Genomic DNA, 19,125 nt, shown 5'->3' with positions numbered 1-19,125 from the left:
GCGAACGAATGCAACCTTCACCAGCATGCGCACGCGAGCGCATGGGCGAGCACGTTGCCGACGTCGGACGCGAAGGGCTTCTGGGGCGCGTTCGGCTGTTCGTGCTGGGCGATCTGATATCGCGTGCATACCGCTTTCAACTCCCCGGCATGGGTCCGCGCGCTGCCGCTCGCGGTGCGCGTGTTTCTCGCCTGTCGTCCGGGCCGCCCGGATGAGCGGCCTGCATCCCGCTGAATCAGAATCCGCGCGCGGCGCCACGCCGCGCGCGTCAACATCACGGAGAAAACCAATGAGTTCATTCAACCTGCGCAACCTGCTGCGCATGACCGCCGCGTCGTCGGCCGTGCTCGCCGCGCTGCTGGCCGGCGCGCCGGCATTCGCCGACGAAACCCACCTCGACGACATCGCGTCGCCGGCCGCCGCCGCGCGCTCCCCCGCGATCGCGGTCGGCCCGCAGTACGACACGACCCACGTGTGCGTCGCGCCGGAAGACTTCGATCGCTTCACCGACAGCTTCGTCGCGACGTTCGGCGGCAAGAAGTCGAAGCAGGGCGTGTTCCAGGTCACGCCGACGCCGAGCCAGACGATGTCGCAGCTCGTGCTGACGCCGGTCGGCACGATCTCGGTATTCGGTTTCAAGACGCCGATCCCGTATCCGTTCTGCGAGGAACGCACCGGCTATCTCGTCACCGACATGGACGTCGCGGTGAAGTCGGCGCGTGCGCATGGCGCGGACATCGTCGTGACGACGTTCCCCGACCCGATCGGCCGCGACGCGATCGTCCGGTGGCCGGGCGGCGTGAACATGCAGCTGTACTGGCACACGCAGGCGCCGAACTACGACCCGCTGCAGACGGTGCCGGAGAACCGCGTGTACGTATCGCCGGAAAGCGCGAGCAAGCTCGCACGCAACTTCGCCGCGTTCTCGCACGGCAAGATCGTGTCCGACGTGCGCCATGCGCCGGGCATCGAGATCGGCCGGCCGAACGATACGTACCGCCGCATTCGCATCGAGTCGGGCTTCGGCAAGATGACCGTGCTCGCGACCGACGGCCACCTGCCTTACCCGTTCGGGCGCGAAATGACGGGCTATGAAGTCGCCGATCTCGCCGCGACGCTGAAGCAGGCCGAAGCCGCGGGCGTGACCGTGCTGGTGCCGCCGTTCAAGTCGGACGGTCGCGACGCGGCGCTCGTGCAGTTCCCGGGCGGCTACGTCGCCGAAATCCACGCGCGGTCGAAATGACGGTGCGCCGGCCGATGAAGCGATCGTGGCGCGGCGCGCTGCCGTGCGTCGTGCTGGCGGGCGGCGCCGCGTTGCACGCGGGATCGGCCGTCGGCGCCGATGCCGATGTGGCGGCGGCCGCCGCGGCCGCGTCGCCGGCCGCCGCCGCCGCGGCGTGCACCGCGAAGCGCCCGACGGTGTCGTTCAACCGCTGGCAGGAAGACTGGTCGGTGCTCGCGAATCCGTGCGTGCCGCGCAAGCCGTTCGACGCGCTGAAATACATACGGCTCGGCGACGATCCGTCGACCTACCTGTCGCTCGGCGCGAACCTGCGCGAGCGCTTCGAACTGAACAACGCGCCGCTGTTCGGCCTCGGCGCCGCGCACGACGACAACTACGTGATCCAGCGCGCGAACGTGCATGCCGATCTGCGCTATCGCGGGCACTTCCAGGCGTTCGTGCAGTTCGTCGATGCGCGGCCGTTCGGCAAGGACACGGTCGGCCCGGTCGACAAGGATCAGCTCGATATCGAGCAGGCGTTCGTCGCGTACGTCGATCAACTGGGGCCCGGCACGTTCAAGACGCGGATCGGCCGGCAGGAGATGGCGTTCGACTTGCAGCGTTTCGTGTCGGTGCGCGACGGCCCGAACGTGCGGCAGGCGTACGACGGACTGTGGACCGATTACGAAATCGGCAAATGGCGCTTGATCGGCTATGTGACGCGCCCGGTGCAGTATCGCAATGCGGCCGTGTTCGACGACGTGTCGAACCGGCACCTGCGATTCGACGGCGTGCGCGTCGAGCGCACCGCAACGGGGCCCGGCGATCTGTCCGCGTACTGGTCGCGCTATACGCGCGACAACGCGCGCTATCCGGATGCATCCGGCACCGAGCGGCGCGACGTGTTCGACATGCGCTACGCGGGCAAGACCGACGGGTTCGACTGGGACGTCGAGGCGATGCTGCAGACCGGCCACGTCGGGCAGGATACGGTCGGCGCGTGGGCGTTCGGCGCGCTGGGCGGCTACACGTTCGCGAAGACGGCCGGCACGCCGCGCGTCGGCATCCAGGTCGACGGCGCGTCGGGCGACGCGCATCCGGGCGACCGGCGCGTCGGCACGTTCAACCCGATGTTTCCGAACGGCTATTACTTCACGCTCGCCGGCTACACCGGATACAGCAACCTGATCCACGTGAAGCCGTCGCTGACGTTCAAGCCGGCCAGCTCGGTGACGGTGCTCACCGCCGTCGGCTTCCAGTGGCGGCAGACGACCGCCGACGCGATCTACGGTCAGGGGATGTCGGCGGTGCCGGGCACGGCCGGCAAGGGCAGTGCGTGGACGGGGATGTACGCGCAGGCGCGCGTCGACTGGCTCGTGAACGCGAACGTCGCGCTCGCGCTCGAGGCCGTGCACTTCCAGCTTGGCTCGTCGATTCGTGCGCTCGGTGCGCGCAATGCCGACTATCTCGGGATGGAAGCGAAGTTCGGCTGGTGACGCGTCGTGTCGCTCCGCGCCGCACGTGTCAGCGCTGCGCGCGGGCGAGCGATTCGACGAAATCGATGAACGCGGTCACGCGCTTCGAGCCGCGCTGGTTCGGCAGGTACAGCGCGGTGATCACCGCGCGCGCCGAGCCCGGCGTCACGTCGTACTGATCGAACAGCCGCTGCAGGCGGCCCGCTTCGATATCCGCGTCGACGAGCCAGTCGGGCAGCAGCGCGATACCGGCGCCGTCGAGCGCGGCCTCGCGCAGCACCTCGCTGTGATTCGATTTCAGCCGGCCGGTGACGACGACCTGTGTCGTGCGTTGCGCGCCGGCGAACGTCCACGTCTGCTGGTCGACGCCGAAATGAAAGCGCAGGCACGCGTGATCGACCAGTTCGCCCGGCGTCGCGGGCGTGCCGTGCGCGTCGAGGTACGCGCGGCTCGCGACCACGTAGCGCCGGAACGTGCCGAGCGGCCGCGCGACGACTTCCGCGGTCGGGGCCGCGTCGCCGAGCCGGATCGCGACGTCGATCCGCGCGGACACGAGATCGACGCGTTCGTCGGTCAGTTGCAGGTCGAGGTCGAGCTTCGGATGGCGCGCGACGAACGCGGCGACGTGCGGCGCGATGCGTCGCAGCCCGTACGCGACCGGGACCGACACGCGCAGCGGCCCGGACGGCGCGTCGCCGCGGTCGGCCACCAGCGCGTCGGCATCGGCGAGTTCGCCGAGCACGCGTTTCGCTCGCGCATAGTAGACGGCGCCCGCGTCGGACAGCGTGACCTGCCGCGTCGTGCGGTTCAGCAGCACGGTGCCGAGCGATGCCTCGAGCGCGTCCACTGCGCGCACGACGGACGAAGCGGCGAGATCGAGCCGGCGCCCCGCGCTCGAGAAGCCGCCGGCTTCCGCTACTTCGACGAATGCGCGCAGCGCGGAGAATTTGTCCATGGGGTTGCTAGGGCCTGTTCACGCTAATAACGGGCTTGCGCTGGCCCCCGGAAGGGCCGAGCGCAAGGATTGCGACGAAGCGAATACTCGACGTATTCGCGAGGAGCATGACGCGGCGATCGGCCCTTCCGGGGGCAGCCCCACGAATGCATTTTTCCAAACAGGGGAACGCGCCTTTCCGCCCACATTGCGGCGTCGTGCGTCGCTTGTTTGGCACGGCCAAACGGCGCTCCTTACTCCTTGCACTGCGGGCGGAAAGGCACGTTCGCAAGCCCGTTATTAGCGTGAACAGGCCCTTGTGCGGGTCGTAACGTCGCGTAGCATGCGGTTCGCATTCTAGCGCCGGCCGGTGCGGCGGCCGCGCGCGCGTGCCGCGTCTTCAGGACAATTCAGGCGACGCTCAGGATTTTCGCCACGACGCCCGATAAGCTGCGCGACATTGCGTGTTGCACGGGTCGGTCCGTTCGTGACCGGGCGCGCGCACGGTTCGTCGCGGAGATCGCATGAAGACCCTGTTCCGGCACGCGTGCGTTGCGCATGCAGCCCGTTTGCTGATCGTGGCCGGGTGCGCGGGCCTGTCGGCGCCTGCGGCGTTCGCGCAGGCCGGCGCGCAGCCCGACGCCCACGCCAATGCGCAAACCGAAACGCAATCCGCAGCGCCAGCCCCTGGCGCGGGCCAGCAGCCTCCCGGCTTCTACCGGCAGAAGATCGGCGATTTCACGGTGATCGCGCTGTCCGACGGCACTCATCCGCTTCCGGTCGACACGGTGTTTCGCGACATCTCGAAGCACGAGATCCGGCGCGACCTCGACCGCGCGTTCCTGGAGCCGCCCGTGCAGGGATCGATCAACGCGTTCCTGGTCGATACCGGATCGAAGCGGATCCTCGTCGATGCGGGCGCCGGCACGCTGTACGGCGACTGCTGCGGCAAGCTGATCGACGACCTGCGCGCGGCCGGCTACGCGCCCGCGCAGATCGACGAAGTGCTGCTCACGCACCTGCACAAGGACCATGTCGGCGGGATCGCGTCGAATGGCGCGATGACGTTTCCGAATGCCGTCGTGCGCGTGAACGCCGTCGAGGCCGCGTACTGGCTCGATCCCGCCAACAAGGCGCAGGCGCCGGCGTTCCTCGCGTCGTTTTTCGACGCGGCCGCCGCGGCGGTCGCCCCTTACGTCGCGGCCGGCCGCTTCAAGACGTTTCGCGGCGAAGCGACGCTCGCGCCCGGCATTCGCGCGGTGCCGATGCCCGGCCATACGCCGGGGCATACGGCTTATCTGATCGAGAGCGGGAACGCGGGCCTGCTCGCGTGGGGCGATATCGTGCACGTGGCGGCGATCCAGTTGCGCGACGTCGACGCGACGGTCCAGTACGACAGCGATGCCGGCGCCGCCCGCCGTACGCGGCGGGACACGCTGAAGCGCGTCGCCGATCGACGCTATCTCGTCGGCGCCGCGCATATCGCGTTTCCGGGGCTTGGCCACCTGCGCCGCGAGGGTGCGCAATACGACTGGGTGCCGGTCAACTACGACGCGACGCCGGTGCGGTGACGGCCCGGCGTCCTTCGTCATCGCACACGAAGTGCCGTCACACCGCTTCTCCGACGGGCCGGCTACAGCGGAGAGGCCACCTCCGTGGCGGCATGCGCATGCTGCGGCATTCTGGAGGACGACGCGCCACGATGCGAATCGCTCAGGCGCGTTGCGTGTCCCGGTCCGGCGTCGACGCAAGCCACGACCGTCCGGTTCTGGATCGCGAGTCCGAGATACCGCGACGACACATCCAGCAGACATCCAGCAAAATCGACCATCATTTCGTCGTTCCCCCTGCATTCGTATCAGCAAAATCTTCATCAAGCTGCGCACGGCGTGAGCGTCGCCTGCGTCGCCGCCATCCGGGCCATGTTCGGTACAGCCGCCATTGCGCCGATCTCGTCGCGCTGCTCGCCGAAGGCGTCGAGCAAATACTCGGTCAATTTGCGCACCCGCGCGGGGAGATTGCGTCTGGACCGGTAAACGAGACAGGCTTCCAGTGGCGCCACCTGCCACGCATCGAGCACACGCACGAGTTCGCCGCGATTGAGCGCCGCTCGTGCGAGCGGGTCGGGCAGGATGGCTAGCCCCTCGCCGTCGACGGCCGCCGCGAGAAGCGCATGAGGGCAATTCGTGCGCAGCGCCGCGCGCGCGGCAAGCGTCACACTGTCCCCGGATGCTGCATGGCTGACCGTCCACACCGAATGCTGTGCGCCCGTCGCGAGGCAAGCTTCGGCAGGCACATCGAGCGGGTGAGCGAGATCGTTGGTCCGTTCGAGCCACGCAGGACTCGCATAGAGCCCGAGCGGCACGGCCGCGAGCGATCGCGCGATGCACGACGACGGTGCCGAACGACCGACGACGATCGCGAGGTCGGCAAGATCGCCGAGCGTGTCGGCCAGGTGATCGACGCGCCGCACGTCGACCCGTACTTTCGGCCAGGCGCGCATGAAGCGGACCAGGACGGAAGTGAGGCGGGCGGTATCGAAGATTGCCGGCACCTCGATGCGGACGTTACCCGCGCAATCGCCGGCTTCGTCGCTGCCGGTACGCGCGAGGTCTTCATAGGAGGACAGGACGCCCGTGACGCGCTCGAGCACCGCATGGCCCGCCGTGGTCAACGCGACGCGGCGCGTGGTCCGGTTGAAGAGCTGCACGCCGAGCATCGTTTCGAGATCCTGCACCGCGCGGCTGACCGACGGTACGCCAAGATTGGTGGCGTCCGCTGCCCGCGTGAAACTGCCGTGGTCCGCCACTGCCTTGAATACCTCCAGTGCTTTCAGACGCTCCATATCGACCTCCGATCATTGATTGGCTTGCATGGAGCCATATTGGCGGGCAGACGCGCATCGGGCCAGTTACGACTTGTTAAGCGTTGCTAAGTCGGCGCCCGAATCCGTGCCAATCGTCGTCGGCTGCAACAAAGCGGTTCTTTTTAAGATCTTTTAAGGGCGCGTACTGAGCTTTTGAGTAATGATTGGCTGTTTTTGCGTCAGTGTGCGCGCCCAGCGCACCGTATTGGTCGACACGGCCGACCCTCAACCCGCGCGACGACGCTCTCGATGACCGCTCCTTACAGCCTCGCGTTCGGCCCTTTTACGCTGCAATTCCCGCAACGAATCCTGCTCAAGGACGGGACGCCGCTGAAAATCGGCAGCCGCGCGCTCGACATTCTCGTCGTACTCGTCGAGCAGGCGGGCGCGCTGGTCTCGACGCGCAATCTGTGCGACAGCGTCTGGGTGGACAACGTCGTCGAGGAAGGCGCGCTGCGCGTGCATCTGTCGGCGTTGCGCAAGGTGCTCGGTGACGGACCGGACGGCGCGCGTTACATCGTCAACGAACCCGGACGCGGCTATCGTTTCGCGGCGCCCGTTACCCGTGCCGACGCAGTGGACCCTGCCGCACCACGGCCCCATACGCACGCCGCCCAGCCTTCCAACGGGTCCGAAAGCGGTTCACGCGGTCTGCCGGTCACGCTCGCTCGCGTGATAGGCCGCGAGGACGTCATCGCAGGTCTGACCGACCACTTGCCCGAGCGACGCTTGCTCACCATCGCCGGCCCGGGAGGCATGGGCAAGACGACGGTAGCCGTGGCCATCGCGCATCGCTTCGCCCAGCGCACCGGCATGCGCGCCGTGTTCGTCAATTTCGCGCCGGTTTCCGCGGCCGCGAGCGCGGCCAGTACGATCGCCTCGGCGCTCGGCGTGGCCGTCTCCAGCGGCGATCCGGTACCCGATCTCATCCAGGCGCTCGGGGCGTCGCCGGTGCTGCTGGTGCTGGACAACTGCGAGCATCTGATCGATGCCGTTGCCGTGCTCGCCGAGCAACTGCTGCAAGGCGCGTCGGGCGTGCATCTGCTGGTCACGAGCCGCGAGCCGCTGCGCGCGGAAGGCGAATCCGTCCATCGCCTCGCCGCGTTGCCGTCGCCCGAAACGGTCGCAGGCGTGAGCCTCCACGATGCCGTGCAGTTCCCGGCGATCGCGCTGTTTCAAGACCGTGCGCGCGCCGCCAATGACCGGTTCGCGTTGAGCGACGCGAATCTGGCCCCCGTGATCGATATTTGCCGACGGCTCGACGGCATCCCGCTCGCGATCGAGTTTGCGGCGGCGCGCGTCGGCCTGATGGACGTGCATTCGATTGCAGCGCGGCTCGACGACCGTTTCGCGCTGCTCACGCAGGGCCGCCGCACGGCGCTTCCGCGCCAGCAGACGCTGCGCGCGACGCTCGACTGGAGCTATGAATTGCTCCGGCCGGAGGAGCGCCAGGTGCTGCGCCGCCTCTCGGTCATGCGGGCCGCGTTCGGCATGGATGCCGCGGCGGCTGTCGCGGCCGGTGGCGACGTCGATGAACTCGCCGCCTTCGACGCCGTCACCGGCCTGATCGCCAAGTCGCTGATCGCCTGCGCGATCGACGATCCGGACCATCCGTATCGACTGCTCGACACGACGCGCCATTACGCATATATGCGACTTGAAGAGGCGGACGAACTCGACGACGCGCGCCGCCGCCATGCGCTGTACTGCTGCGCGATCTTTGCCGACCCCGTGGCGGCGTGGGAAGGCAAGGCGCCGCGCCAGTGGCTTGCGATTCACAGCCAGCGAATCGACGACGTGCGAGCCGCGTTCGATTGGGCGGCCGCGCAGGATCGCGAGCCGCAGCTCGCGATCGACCTGCTGATCGCGACGGCGCCGCTGTGGTTTCATCTTTCGCTCCCTCACGAGTTCCTCCGGATGGCCGAGCGCGCGATCGCCGCGGCGGAAAACTCGGATCTGGCGGGCAAGGCGCAGCATATCGAGCTGCTCGCCGCGTACGGTCACGCGCTGTGGCACACGCGTGGGCCGACGGCGGCGATGGCGAACGCATTCGACGCCGCACAGGCCGCCGCGCAGCGCCTCGGCGACGACCGGCTCGCATTGCGCATGCTGTGGGGCGTGTGGGCGCATCGCACGCTCGCGGGCGCGTACACGGAAAGCCTCGAACATGCGCGTGCGTTTCGCGCTGCCGCCGCACGGACGGGTGATTTTTCGACGACGCAAACCGCCGACCGGATGTGTGCGCTGTCACATCACTTCCTCGGGGACCACGATATCGCGCGCGCGTTGATCGAAGCGGTGATGGCGCGCGACAAGGATCCGGTGCGCGCGACGCACGCGAATCACGCGCAGGTCGACGCGCATATCGCTGCGATTTCCATTCTGATGCGCATTCTGTGGCTGCAGGGCGAGACCGACGCGGCGATGGCGCTCGCGCGCGACTGCGCGACGGAGGCGCTCGCGATCGATCACGATCTGACCGTCTGTTATGGGCTCGCGATCGGCTCGATCGCCGTCGCGACATGGGAAGGCGAAGTGGCGCTTGCGCGCGAATGGACCGCGCGGCTTCGCGAGCGCACGCGCCGGCGCGGTCTCGCGTATTGGGACAAATGGGGCGAGGGCTTCGAGGCCATTCACGAAGGCAGACCTGTCACGCCGGCGGGCGCCACCCCGATGCAACTCGAAGTGTTCGCGCGCGCCGGCGACGCAGCGAGCGCACACGCATTGATCGAAGCGGGACGGGCGGACACGCCGTCGTGGTTGCAGGGGCATTTGCAGGAGGCCGCGGCAACGCGCGGTGTGCGGACCTGAAGCGACGGCAAATCGGCTCGAAGCGCGCGTCGGTAGCCTGAACGCCTTGCTGGACATGGGCTTAACGGCTCTTAGCAACGCTTAACTGTGGCTCGTGCGGGAATCCGATGAAAATTTGTTCTGTCGACGGCCAACGGCGCCGGATCGACAAGCAAGCTCACTCATCGGAAACTGCGCCATGAACGATTTCACGTCTGCCCGTCTGCCCGAAGACGCCGCACCGGGCCTGATCAGATCCGCGGACTCGTATCCGGTTCTCGATGCGGAAACGCAATCGTTCGTCGACCATGCCGCCGAGGCAGGGGTTCCGGCAGAGCGTTTGCGCGAATGGGCAAACGGCGATGCGACGGACGCGATACACGCCGAAGAAATCGCGCTGACAGCGGGTGCTGCGGATCCGGGCTTCACGATACGGATCGTGCGGCCGCCGCAGGCGGCGCCCACTCCGCTGCCCGCCGTGCTCTTCCTGCCGGACGGCGCGAGTTTCGCGGGTGGCCAAAGCGACAACCGGCTGGCGCGCAGGATCGCCACCGACGCCGAGGCGGCCGTCGTACTGGTCGATTACACGTCCGCGCCCGCTGCGTGCTTTCAGACCCAAAACGAGCAGGCATTCGCCGCGCTCGTTCATCTGCAGGAGCACGCACGTGCATTGAATCTCGACGGAGGCGCCCTCATCGTCGCGGGCGAAGGCACGGGCGGTCATCTCGTCGCCACCCTCGCGCTGCTCGTCAAGGCGCGCCGCGGCCCCCGTATCGCGCTTCAGATCATGCTGTGTCCGACGCTTTCCGCAAGCACGGCGGGCGCGTCGGCAGCGAGATATGCGGGCGGTCCGAGCTTGACCACACCGACCACGGGCATGCGTGCACGGACGCGCTTTCCGTTGGACAACCTCGGCGAAACAATCGCAATGCCGCTAAACGCGAGTTACACGGATCTCGAAGACCTGCCGCCCGCGCTGATCGTCACGGCCGAAAACGATGTCGCACGTGACGACGGCGAAGCCTACGCCCGCAAGCTGATGCTCGCCGGGGTGCGCGTCAGCGCGGTTCGCTGCCTCGGCACGATTCACGATTTCACGGTGCTCGATGGCCTTGCCGACACGCCGCCCACCGAGGCGGCATTGCGATTAGCATGCGGCACGATCCGCGCGACGCTACGCGGACACTGAATATGGGACAGATCGATATGTCAGTCGAGTGCATTGACGAGCGCCGCAGCTCAACCTTCCCCTCTCCTCAGGAAATCGAGCAGCAACGCGTGTCCATCATAACGATTAAGTTGCCCTCGGTTGGGGGACGTCCTCTAATTCAGGCGTGACCGACTCGCCTCGGTATTCGGTGGCGTCTGCAATAACTCGGGCGGTGCACTCGTGCAACGTGGTCCTGCATACACGCAAATGTCGGTCTATGTCGCCAAACCCGCGTTGAAGCAGCATTACATGGACCTGGATCCGTGCAATTGCTTCAATCCCGGCATGGGGCATACATCCAGATTCGCGAACTACCGGGAAGGCGGATCGATGGGAGCAGCGCCGGGCCTATATGCTTCAGCGCGACCGTGCGCGCCGCCACGCGCCGGGCGGATGGCCGACGATCCGCGCGAACACGCGGTTCAGATGGCTCTGGTCGGCGAAGCCGCACGCGACCGCGATGTCGGCCAGCGTCATGTCGGACGTCTCGATCAGCTCGCGTGCGCGCGTCACGCGCTGTTCGAGCAGCCACTGGTGCGGCGTGCGGCCGGTCGTGCGCGAGAACGCGCGGATGAAATAGCCGCGCGACAGGTCGCATTCGTTCGCCACTTCCTCGATCGATACGCCGAGGTCAGCCTTTTCCATCAACAGCTCCTGGGCGCGCGCCACCTTCGCGGCAGACAGCACGCCCTTGCGCTCGAGCTCGCGCGTGCGCGCGTTGCCGTAGCGGCGCAGCAGATGCGTGCCCATCGCGAGCCCGATCTGTTCGATGAACAGCGCGTTCAGCGGGCCGCCCGCGTCGAGGCTGTCGGCCACCGCGTGCGCGAGATGGCCGAGCACCGGGTCGCGTACGTCGGGACGGCACGTGAGGCCGCCGATCGATTGGCCGCCGTGCTCCGGGCCGACGTGTTCGAGATACGCATGCGGCAGCTCGACCAGCACGAAGTCGAAGTTGCCGTACAGATCCGCGTGGAAATGGCGCGAGAAGTCGCGAATGTAGATCGAGTGATGCTGGAACCGGCGCTCGCTCGCGCCGGCGCGCCCATAGAGCGTGCGGCGGTGGCCGCCGCTCAGCGACACGCCGACCAGGAAGCCGCGGTCGCACGGCGGCATCTCGATGCGTTCGACGTGCGCCTCGCGCATGCATTTGCGGTGCAGCCTCAGGCCGCCGGATGCCGTCTCGACATCCTTTGCCAGCAGGCTCGACACGCAGCCGAGCGTGTCTTTGGGCCGCCGCGGAGGCGATGCCACCGGCGCGGCGATGACGGAGTCTGACATGGAATTCCCCAGCGAGGGACTCGGAACATGAAATGACGAGTCCAGTTTAGATGCGCACGCGAACGTTCAAAATGAATTTGCATAAACGTCCGCTCGCCATCCTGACAAATTGCTTTCAATGCGTGGGCGCGGCGAGTGCGCCACCCGGCTCAACGCCTGCGCGAGCGGCCCGGCAGAGTATAGCGCCCCACTTTTACACGCAAGTGATCGTGCCGGTCGCGCCCGCCCGAAATGCGCGGGCAGAGCGCATTTTCCTTCAAGATTTTCGATGGCCATCCGTCTACACTCGGTCCGGAATTCGACATTTTCCGTCCGGTGCAACGGCGCGCCGGACGCGGACTTCCTGCCGGGTGAACTGCCGCGTTCATCGGGCAGCCATCCCGAGGGAACCGGAGGCGGCCATGATCCAGATCGGAACTTTGTCTGTGGATTTCGAGCAACGCGACATTCGTCAGCACGGCGCGTCGCTGCGCATCGGCGCGCGCGCGCTCGACATTCTCGAAGTCCTGCACCGTGCAAGCGGTTCGGTCGTGTCGAAGGACGACATCATGGACGCGGTCTGGCCGGGCCTGATCGTCGAGGAAAACCGGCTTCAGGTGCATGTGGCGACGCTGCGCAAGGCGCTCGGCACGAGCCGCGATCTGATCAAGACGGTGCCCGGGCGCGGCTACCTGCTGGTGGCGAGCGCGTCGTCCGGCCCGGACCTCGTACCCGTGGTCGACGCGCCGGCCGTCGCGGCGGCGCCGGCCGTCGTCGCCTCGCCCGATACGCCCGATGTACCCGATGCGCCCGCGTCGTCGCTGCTCGCGCCGCTCGTCGGGCGCGACGCCGAACTCGCGCAGATCGTCGACATGCTCGAACGCACGCCGGTCGTCACGCTCGTCGGCGCGGGCGGCATCGGCAAGACGAGTCTGGCCGTGCGCGTCGCGCACGGCGTGCGCAGCCGCTCGCGCGAGCGCGTGCTGTTCGTCGAACTGGCGCGCGCGTCGACGCGCGACGACATGCTGATCGCGCTCGCCGCCGAGCTCGGCCTCGACACGCCCGGCGTGCCCGCCATCGACCGCATCGGCGACGCGTTCGCGACGTCGCGCTGCCTGCTCGTGCTCGACAACGCGGAGCACATCGTCGATCTGGTGGCGAGCCTCGTCGAAACGCTGACGTCGAGCGCCGGCTCGCTGCGCGTGCTCGTGACGAGCCGCGAGCCGCTGCACATCTCGGCCGAGGCGGTGCTGCGCATGAGCCCGCTCGCGGTGCCGGACGGCAACGCGTCCGCCGACGAAATCGTCCGCTGCTCGGCCGTCGAGCTGTTCCTCGAACGCGTGCGCGCGGCCGCGCCGGATTGCACGGTCGACGAAGCCGGCGTGCGGCTGATCGGCGACATCTGCCGGCGCCTCGACGGGCTGCCGCTCGCGATCGAACTGGCCGCGGCGCGCGTGGCGACGCTCGGGCTCGCGGTCGTCGCGTCGCGTCTCGACGACCGGCTGAACCTGCTGACGGGCGGGCTGCGCTCGGCGCTGCCGCGTCATCAGACGCTGCGCGCGACGTTCGACTGGAGCTACGTGCTGCTCGATCGGCCCGCGCGCGCGCTGTTTCGCCGGATGGGGTGCTTCATCGGGCCGTTTTCGTTCGATGCCGCGTACGCGGTCGCCACCGAGCCCGGCACGTCGGCCGCGGACATGATCGCGGTGCTCGGCGAACTGGTGGCGAAATCGCTGGTGACCGTCGAGTTTCATGGTGCGTATGCGCGCTACCGGCTGACTGAATCGACGCGCGCGTACGCGCTCGAAAAGCTGCACAACGAAGGCGAGTTCGAGCGCATCGTCGCGCGCCATGCGGCGTACGAGCGCGAGCGCGCGCCCGTGCGGCTCGTCGCGCCCGTGACGCCCGCCGACGTGCCGCCTGCCGATGCGCGCGCGCTGGCCGTGGACGAACCGATGGACGAAGCGGTAGACGAACCGGCGGACGCCGCCGAGGCCGCAGCCGTGCCCGAGCCCGACCGGCTGGCGCGCGCGCTGCTGGAGCCGTCGCGAATGCGCGCATGCACGGCGCGCGCGAGAGAGGTGCTCGACGAACTCGACACGGGCGCGGCAGACCCGGTCGACGCCGCGCGCGAGATGCGGCTGCGGGCGGCCTGCGCGTCGGCGCTGCTGCATACGGACGGCGACGCGCTGGCCGCCGCCGCGATGTGGGACCGCACGCTCGGTCTCGCCGCGCACATCGGCGACGATGCGTTCGACGCGCGCGCGCTGGTCGGGTTGTGGAACACGATGCTGACGCTGTCGGACATTCACGAATCGCTGCGCTACGCGACGCGCTTCGAGCGCGCGGCCGAGCGGCGCGGCGACCGGTCGCAGCGGTTGCTGGCGAACACGATGGTCGCGACGTCGCTGCATTACTTCGGCGAGCATGCGCAGGCGCGCGAGCGGCTGGAAGCGGTGACGGCCGAGCTCGCCGACGTGGGCGAATCGCCGTGCGCGCAGGCCGCGCTGGGCGTCGACATGGCGACGCTGGGCCGCACGATGCTGATCCGTCTGCTGTGGATGCAAGGCGAGCCGGAGCACGCGATGCGCGTCGCCGCGCAAGCGGTCGAGCATGCGCGCCGCGGCCCGTCGCCGCTCGCGTTGTGCATCGTGCTCGGCGCGGCCGCCGTGCCGATCGCGCTGCGCTACGGCGATCACGACATCAGCTCCGACTATCTCGCGACGCTGCGCGCGACCGCCGACGCGCACGGTTTCGACATCTGGCGCAGTCACGCCGAATGCCTGACCGGTCAGTTCGACGTCCAGGCCGGCCATCCCGGCGCCGGGCTCGCGCGCCTCGAACCGGCGCTGCGGCGCGTCGAGGCGAGCGGCTTCCGGCGCGTGCTCGCGCCGTTGACCGTCGCGTACGCGGAAGGCCTCGTGCGGACCGGCCGCGCGGATGAAGCATGCACCCGGCTCGATGCGACGCTCGCGCGCTGCCGCGCGCACGGCGAGCACCTGTTCGTCCCCGAACTGCTGCGCGTGCGAGGCGTCGCGATGCTCGAGCAGGCGCGCACCGTCGGCGCGGATCTCGCCGTCGCGTACGAGGCGGACGGACATCGTCATCTGCAGATGGCGATCCAGACCGCGAACGCGCAGGGCGCCGCGATGTGGGCGCTGCGCGGTTCGCTCGATCTCGCCGATCACCTGATCGAGCGCGGCCACACCGCGCAGGCGTCGGCGCTCGTCGCCGGAGTCGCGCGGCACTTCGATCCGCATTCGCGCGCCCACGACGTGCGCCGCTTGCTGCGCGTGCAGAACTTCGTCCGTCCGGATGCGCCGCCCGCGCCGTGCCTGACGCATGCACGACGCGATGCCGCCGACGCGGCGCAGCAGGCGGCATGACGATGCGCGAACCGAGTACGGCAGGGCGGCCGCGCGATCGCAGCATGCGTGCCGACGCGCGCGCCGCGGGAAGCCGCGCGTGTCGTGCGGCGTCGCGCGCGGGCGCGCACGGGAGACCCGACGGTGCTTAGAGCGACGGAACCCGCGCGTTCGGCGGACCTCGTCGTGTTCAACGGCAAGATCGCGACCCAGGACGAACAGCGCTCGTTCGTCCGCGCGCTCGCCGTGAAGGACGGGACCATCGTCGCGACCGGCGACGATCGCGACGTGCTGCGCCATGCGCACGACGACACGACCCGAATCGATCTGAACGGCCGTACCGTGATTCCGGGCCTGATCGACGCGCACCTGCAGGCGATCCGCGGCGGCATGAACTTCAACCTCGAGGTGCGCTGGGACGGCGTACCGTCGCTCGCCGACGCGCTCGAGCTGCTCGGCCGTCAGGTCCGCCGCACGCCCGCGCCGTACTGGGCGCGCGTGGCGGGCGGCTGGACCGCGCTGCAGTTCGTGGAAAAGCGCGGCCCGACGGCGGCCGAGCTCAACGCGATCGCACCCGACACGCCGGTGTTCATCCAGCATCTGGCCGACAGCGCGTGGCTGAATGCGGCCGCGCTGCGCGCGCTCGGCTACGGGCGCGACACGCCCGATCCGCCCGGCGGCGAGTTGCGGCGCGACCGCCATGGGCGGCCGACCGGGCTGCTGCTCGCGCGCCCGGACCCGGCGGTGCTCGGCGCGGCGCTCGCCCGCGCGCCGATGCTCGATGCGGACGACCGCGTCAACTCGACGCGGCAGTTCATGCGCGCGCTGAACCGCGTCGGCGTGACGAGCGCGATCGACGCCGGCGGCGACGGTCTCGCGTATCCGGACGACTATGCGGCGGTCGCGACGCTCGCGCGGCGCGGCGAATTGACGACGCGCATCGCGTATGCGCTGGGCGCGCGGCACGCGGGCCGCGAGCTCGACGACTTCGCGACATGGATCGCGCTGACGGCACCCGACCGCGGCGACGCATTCCTGCGCACGAGCGGCGCGGGCGAGCGGCTGCTGTGCTCGGCCGTCGATCTCGGGAATTTTCTCGAACCGCGCGTCGACCTGCCCGCGTCGGTCGACGCGGAGCTGGCGGCGATCGTCCGGCTGCTGGTGCGTCACCGCTGGCCGTTCCGGCTGCATGCGACCTACGACGAATCGATCGGCCGCTTCCTCGACGTATTCGAAGCGATCGATCGCGACACGCCGTTCGACGGGCTGCGCTGGAGCTTCGACCGCTGCGAGACGATTTCGGATGCCAATATCGCGCGCGTCGCGGCGCTCGGCGGCGGCATCACCGTGCAGCCGCGCATGGCGTTCCAGGGCGAAGCGTTCATCGCGCGCCATGGGGCGGCGGCGGCCACGCGCGCGCCGCCGATCCGCGCGATGCTCGCGGCCGGGCTGCCGGTCGGCGCCGGTTCGGGCGCGACGGGCGCGGCGAGCTACAACCCGTTCGTCGCACTGTACTGGATGGTGTCGGGGCGCAGCGTGGGCGGCACCGCGCTGTATCCGGCGCGCAACCGGCTCGGCCGGATGGAGGCGCTGCGCCGCTACACGGTCGGCAGCGCGTGGTTCTCCGCGGACGAGCATCGCAAGGGCGCGCTGGTGCCCGGCCGATACGCCGACTTCGCGGTGCTGAGCGACGACTACTTCACGGTCGACGCGCGGCGTATCCCGACGTTGTCGTCGGTGCTGACGGTCGTCGACGGCAAGGTCGTGCACGCGGAGCAGGAATTCTCGCCGCTGGCGCCGCCGCCGCCGCCCGTCAGCCCCGTATGGTCGCCGGTCGCCGCAGGCGGCGTCGCCGATGCGGCGGGCGCCGGCGGCCGCGACGCGCCGCACGCGTCGGCGGCGGGCGACGCATGCGCGGCGCCCGGCATCGATGCGTGCCGCGCGCGCGGTCACGGACGCCGCTTCGCGCGGTCGCGCTATCCGACCGCAAGCGCGGCCGCCGAACGCTGCGAAGCCTTCGGCCGCTGCTGCGTCGCGTTTTGAGCGGCGCGTGCCGGTGCGCGACGCACGCCGCCGTGCATTGAACGATTTTCCGCCCCGTGCGCGGGGCATGAAGGAGACAGGATGAATGCTGCGCACCCGCGCGCATCGGCCACCGGCGACGAAGTGGCCGGCGTTCGCATTCCGCGCACGCCCGTTGCGGTCGAGGCAGCCGACGCGGCCCGCGCGTCGTTGCCCGCCGCGCTCGTCGATCACGCGGCGCGCGTGTTCGTGTTCGCGTCGCTCGCCGCGCGGCGGGCGGGCGACGCGTGCGATGCCGATGCACTGTATGTCGCCGCGATGTACGCCAACATGGGGCTGAGCCCGGCGTACGGCCGTTCGACCGAACGCTACGAGCTCGACGGCGCGGATGCCGCGCACGCGTTGCTGCTGCGGCATCGCCGGTCGCGGCGCATGCGCGACGACGTGTGGCACGCGATCGCGCTGCATACGACGCCGGGCGTGGCCGTCCGCGCGTCGCCGCTCGCGCGCGCATTGGCGTGCGCGGTGTCGACGGACCTGATGGCGACCGACTTCGACGCGTACATGGCCCACGAGCGCGACGCGCTCCTTGCCGCGTATCCGCGCGCGGGCGATTTCCCCGAAGCGTTTCTCGACCTGGTCGCGCGCGGCGTCGCGCACCGGCCGCAGTCGACCTTCGGCACGTGGAGCGCCGACGTGCTCGAACGCGCGGATCCGGATTTTCATCGGCCGAATTTCTGCGGCCGCGTGCTGGGCGCGCGGTGGAACGACATGTGACGGCCCCGGTCGAGCGTGCGGCAGCCGCACGCTCGACCGGCTGCGGCGCGCGGCCGCGCGCGGGATGCCGCACGTGGCGCGCCGCATGTGCGGGTCACGCGTGCGACGGCGCCGCATCGTACCGCGCATAGTCGACGTAGCCGGCGCGGTCGCCGCCGTACCAGCCGGCGGCCTTCGGCTCCGCGAGCGGTGCGCGGGCCGCGATGCGCTCGACGAGATCCGGGTTCGCGATATACGCGCGCGCAAACGCGACGAGATCGGCGTCGCCCGCGTCGATCAGCGCGTTCGCCGCGTCCGGCGAAATGCCGCCGTTGACGATCAGCGTGCCGTGGAACGACCGGCGCGCGTGCTCGACGATGCGCGGCAGATCGGGCTCGCCGCTCCAGCCGTTGGTGTCGGCCGCGTGCAGGTACGCGACGCCCGCCGCGTCGAGCATCCGGCCGACGTACGCGAGCGTCGCGTCCGGATCGGCGTCGCGCACGTTGTTGTATTTCGCGTACGGCGAGATGCGCACGCCGACGCGGTTCAGCGGCATCACGCCGCCGACCGCGTCGACGATTTCCTCGAGAAAGCGCGCGCGGTTCGCGACCGAACCGCCGTAGCGATCGTCGCGGCGGTTCAGCGTCGACGACAGGAACTGGTGCGGCAGATAGCCGTTGGCCGCATGGATCTCGACGCCGTCGAAGCCCGCGGCCATCGCGTGCGCGGCGGCCTGCCGGAATTCGTCGACGGCCGCGACGACTTCATCGGTCGTCATCGCGCGCGACGGCGTCGCATGAATCTTCGTGTAGTAGCCGTTCTGCAACTGCGCCCACACCTGCAACTGTTCGAGGTCGTCGTTCACGCCGGACGGCGACAGCGGCGCGGCGCCGCCGAGCAGCGTCAGCGAACTGACGCGGCCGCCGTGCCACAGCTGCGCGAAGATGCGTCCGCCGTTCGCATGGACGGCGTCGGTGACGGTTTTCCACGCGGCGGCTTGCGCATCGTCGACGAGACCGGGCGTCAGCTCGAATGCGGCGGACGCCGGGCTGACGTTGGTGGCCTCGGTCACGATCAGGCCGGCCGACGCGCGCTGCGCGTAGTACTCGGCCATCAGTTCGGTGGGCAGGCCGCGCGACGGCGCGCGCGAGCGCGTCATCGGCCCCATCACGACGCGGTTCGGCAGCGCGAGGCCGCGCAGATCATAGGCACTGAGCAGGGAAGACAT

At 69.3% G+C, this 19,125-nt stretch carries 12 protein-coding genes and 1 pseudogene; 9 read left to right on the top strand and 4 right to left on the bottom strand.

Translation table 11 applies throughout. The features are described from left to right. Positions 1-289: 289 nt before the first annotated feature. A complete protein-coding gene (locus tag J8I33_RS30350) occupies positions 290-1,243 on the top strand; it encodes a glyoxalase (RefSeq protein ID WP_124557073.1) in 954 nt (317 codons plus the stop codon). Between the two features lie 14 nt (positions 1,244-1,257). Further along, positions 1,258-2,718 carry an alginate export family protein gene (locus tag J8I33_RS30345; RefSeq protein ID WP_209939675.1) on the top strand — a complete coding sequence of 487 codons (1,461 nt, stop codon included), beginning with the start codon at positions 1,258-1,260 and terminating at the stop codon, positions 2,716-2,718. Between the two features lie 28 nt (positions 2,719-2,746). Here J8I33_RS30345 and J8I33_RS30340 read toward each other — a convergent pair whose 3' ends face one another. Beyond that, positions 2,747-3,652, bottom strand: a complete 906-nt coding sequence (locus J8I33_RS30340) for a LysR family transcriptional regulator (protein ID WP_050018288.1) — start codon at positions 3,650-3,652, stop codon at positions 2,747-2,749. 503 nt (positions 3,653-4,155) lie between these two features. Here J8I33_RS30340 and J8I33_RS30335 point away from each other — a divergent pair. Beyond that, complete coding sequence (locus J8I33_RS30335; RefSeq protein ID WP_209939674.1) at positions 4,156-5,202, top strand: MBL fold metallo-hydrolase; 1,047 nt, start codon at positions 4,156-4,158, stop codon at positions 5,200-5,202. Between the two features lie 302 nt (positions 5,203-5,504). On the opposite strand, the gene J8I33_RS30330 is transcribed toward J8I33_RS30335, so the two are convergent. After that, positions 5,505-6,476, bottom strand: coding sequence for a LysR family transcriptional regulator (locus J8I33_RS30330; RefSeq protein ID WP_124557076.1), 972 nt, complete (start codon positions 6,474-6,476; stop codon positions 5,505-5,507). Positions 6,477-6,746: 270 nt separating this feature from the next. Between J8I33_RS30330 and J8I33_RS30325 the strand changes: the two genes are divergently transcribed. The 3 genes and pseudogenes from J8I33_RS30325 to J8I33_RS34660 all read left to right on the top strand — a co-directional run. Continuing rightward, positions 6,747-9,308 carry a winged helix-turn-helix domain-containing protein gene (locus J8I33_RS30325; protein WP_209939673.1) on the top strand — a complete coding sequence of 854 codons (2,562 nt, stop codon included), beginning with the start codon at positions 6,747-6,749 and terminating at the stop codon, positions 9,306-9,308. A gap of 178 nt (positions 9,309-9,486) precedes the next feature. Continuing rightward, complete coding sequence (locus tag J8I33_RS30320) at positions 9,487-10,476, top strand: alpha/beta hydrolase fold domain-containing protein (RefSeq protein ID WP_245170478.1); 990 nt, start codon at positions 9,487-9,489, stop codon at positions 10,474-10,476. 156 nt (positions 10,477-10,632) lie between these two features. Continuing rightward, a pseudogene (locus J8I33_RS34660) lies at positions 10,633-10,806 on the top strand (hypothetical protein); the annotation flags it as partial. A gap of 48 nt (positions 10,807-10,854) precedes the next feature. Here J8I33_RS34660 and J8I33_RS30310 read toward each other — a convergent pair. Continuing rightward, entirely contained in the window at positions 10,855-11,775 is a 921-nt protein-coding gene (locus tag J8I33_RS30310; protein ID WP_209939671.1) for an AraC family transcriptional regulator, read from the bottom strand. Between the two features lie 401 nt (positions 11,776-12,176). Between J8I33_RS30310 and J8I33_RS30305 the strand changes: the two genes are divergently transcribed. From J8I33_RS30305 to J8I33_RS30295, 3 genes are all read left to right on the top strand, one after another. Next, positions 12,177-15,140 carry a winged helix-turn-helix domain-containing protein gene (locus J8I33_RS30305; RefSeq protein ID WP_209939670.1) on the top strand — a complete coding sequence of 988 codons (2,964 nt, stop codon included), beginning with the start codon at positions 12,177-12,179 and terminating at the stop codon, positions 15,138-15,140. A gap of 123 nt (positions 15,141-15,263) precedes the next feature. Beyond that, positions 15,264-17,162, top strand: coding sequence for an amidohydrolase (locus tag J8I33_RS30300; RefSeq protein WP_209939669.1), 1,899 nt, complete (start codon positions 15,264-15,266; stop codon positions 17,160-17,162). A gap of 81 nt (positions 17,163-17,243) precedes the next feature. After that, positions 17,244-17,918: a hypothetical protein gene (locus J8I33_RS30295; protein ID WP_050014123.1), complete on the top strand. Its 675-nt coding sequence runs from the start codon at positions 17,244-17,246 to the stop codon at positions 17,916-17,918. Between the two features lie 94 nt (positions 17,919-18,012). Here J8I33_RS30295 and J8I33_RS30290 read toward each other — a convergent pair whose 3' ends face one another. Then, the gene (locus J8I33_RS30290; protein WP_124639746.1) at positions 18,013-19,125 is read right to left on the bottom strand and encodes an alkene reductase; all 1,113 of its coding nucleotides are present in this window, start codon (positions 19,123-19,125) and stop codon (positions 18,013-18,015) included.

It is taken from the genome of Burkholderia sp. AcTa6-5, assembly GCF_017815075.1.
GTDB classification, from domain to species: domain Bacteria; phylum Pseudomonadota; class Gammaproteobacteria; order Burkholderiales; family Burkholderiaceae; genus Burkholderia; species Burkholderia sola.
The sequence above is the reverse complement of the archived record's forward strand: the minus strand, read 5'-3'. Positions and strand labels throughout refer to the sequence as shown.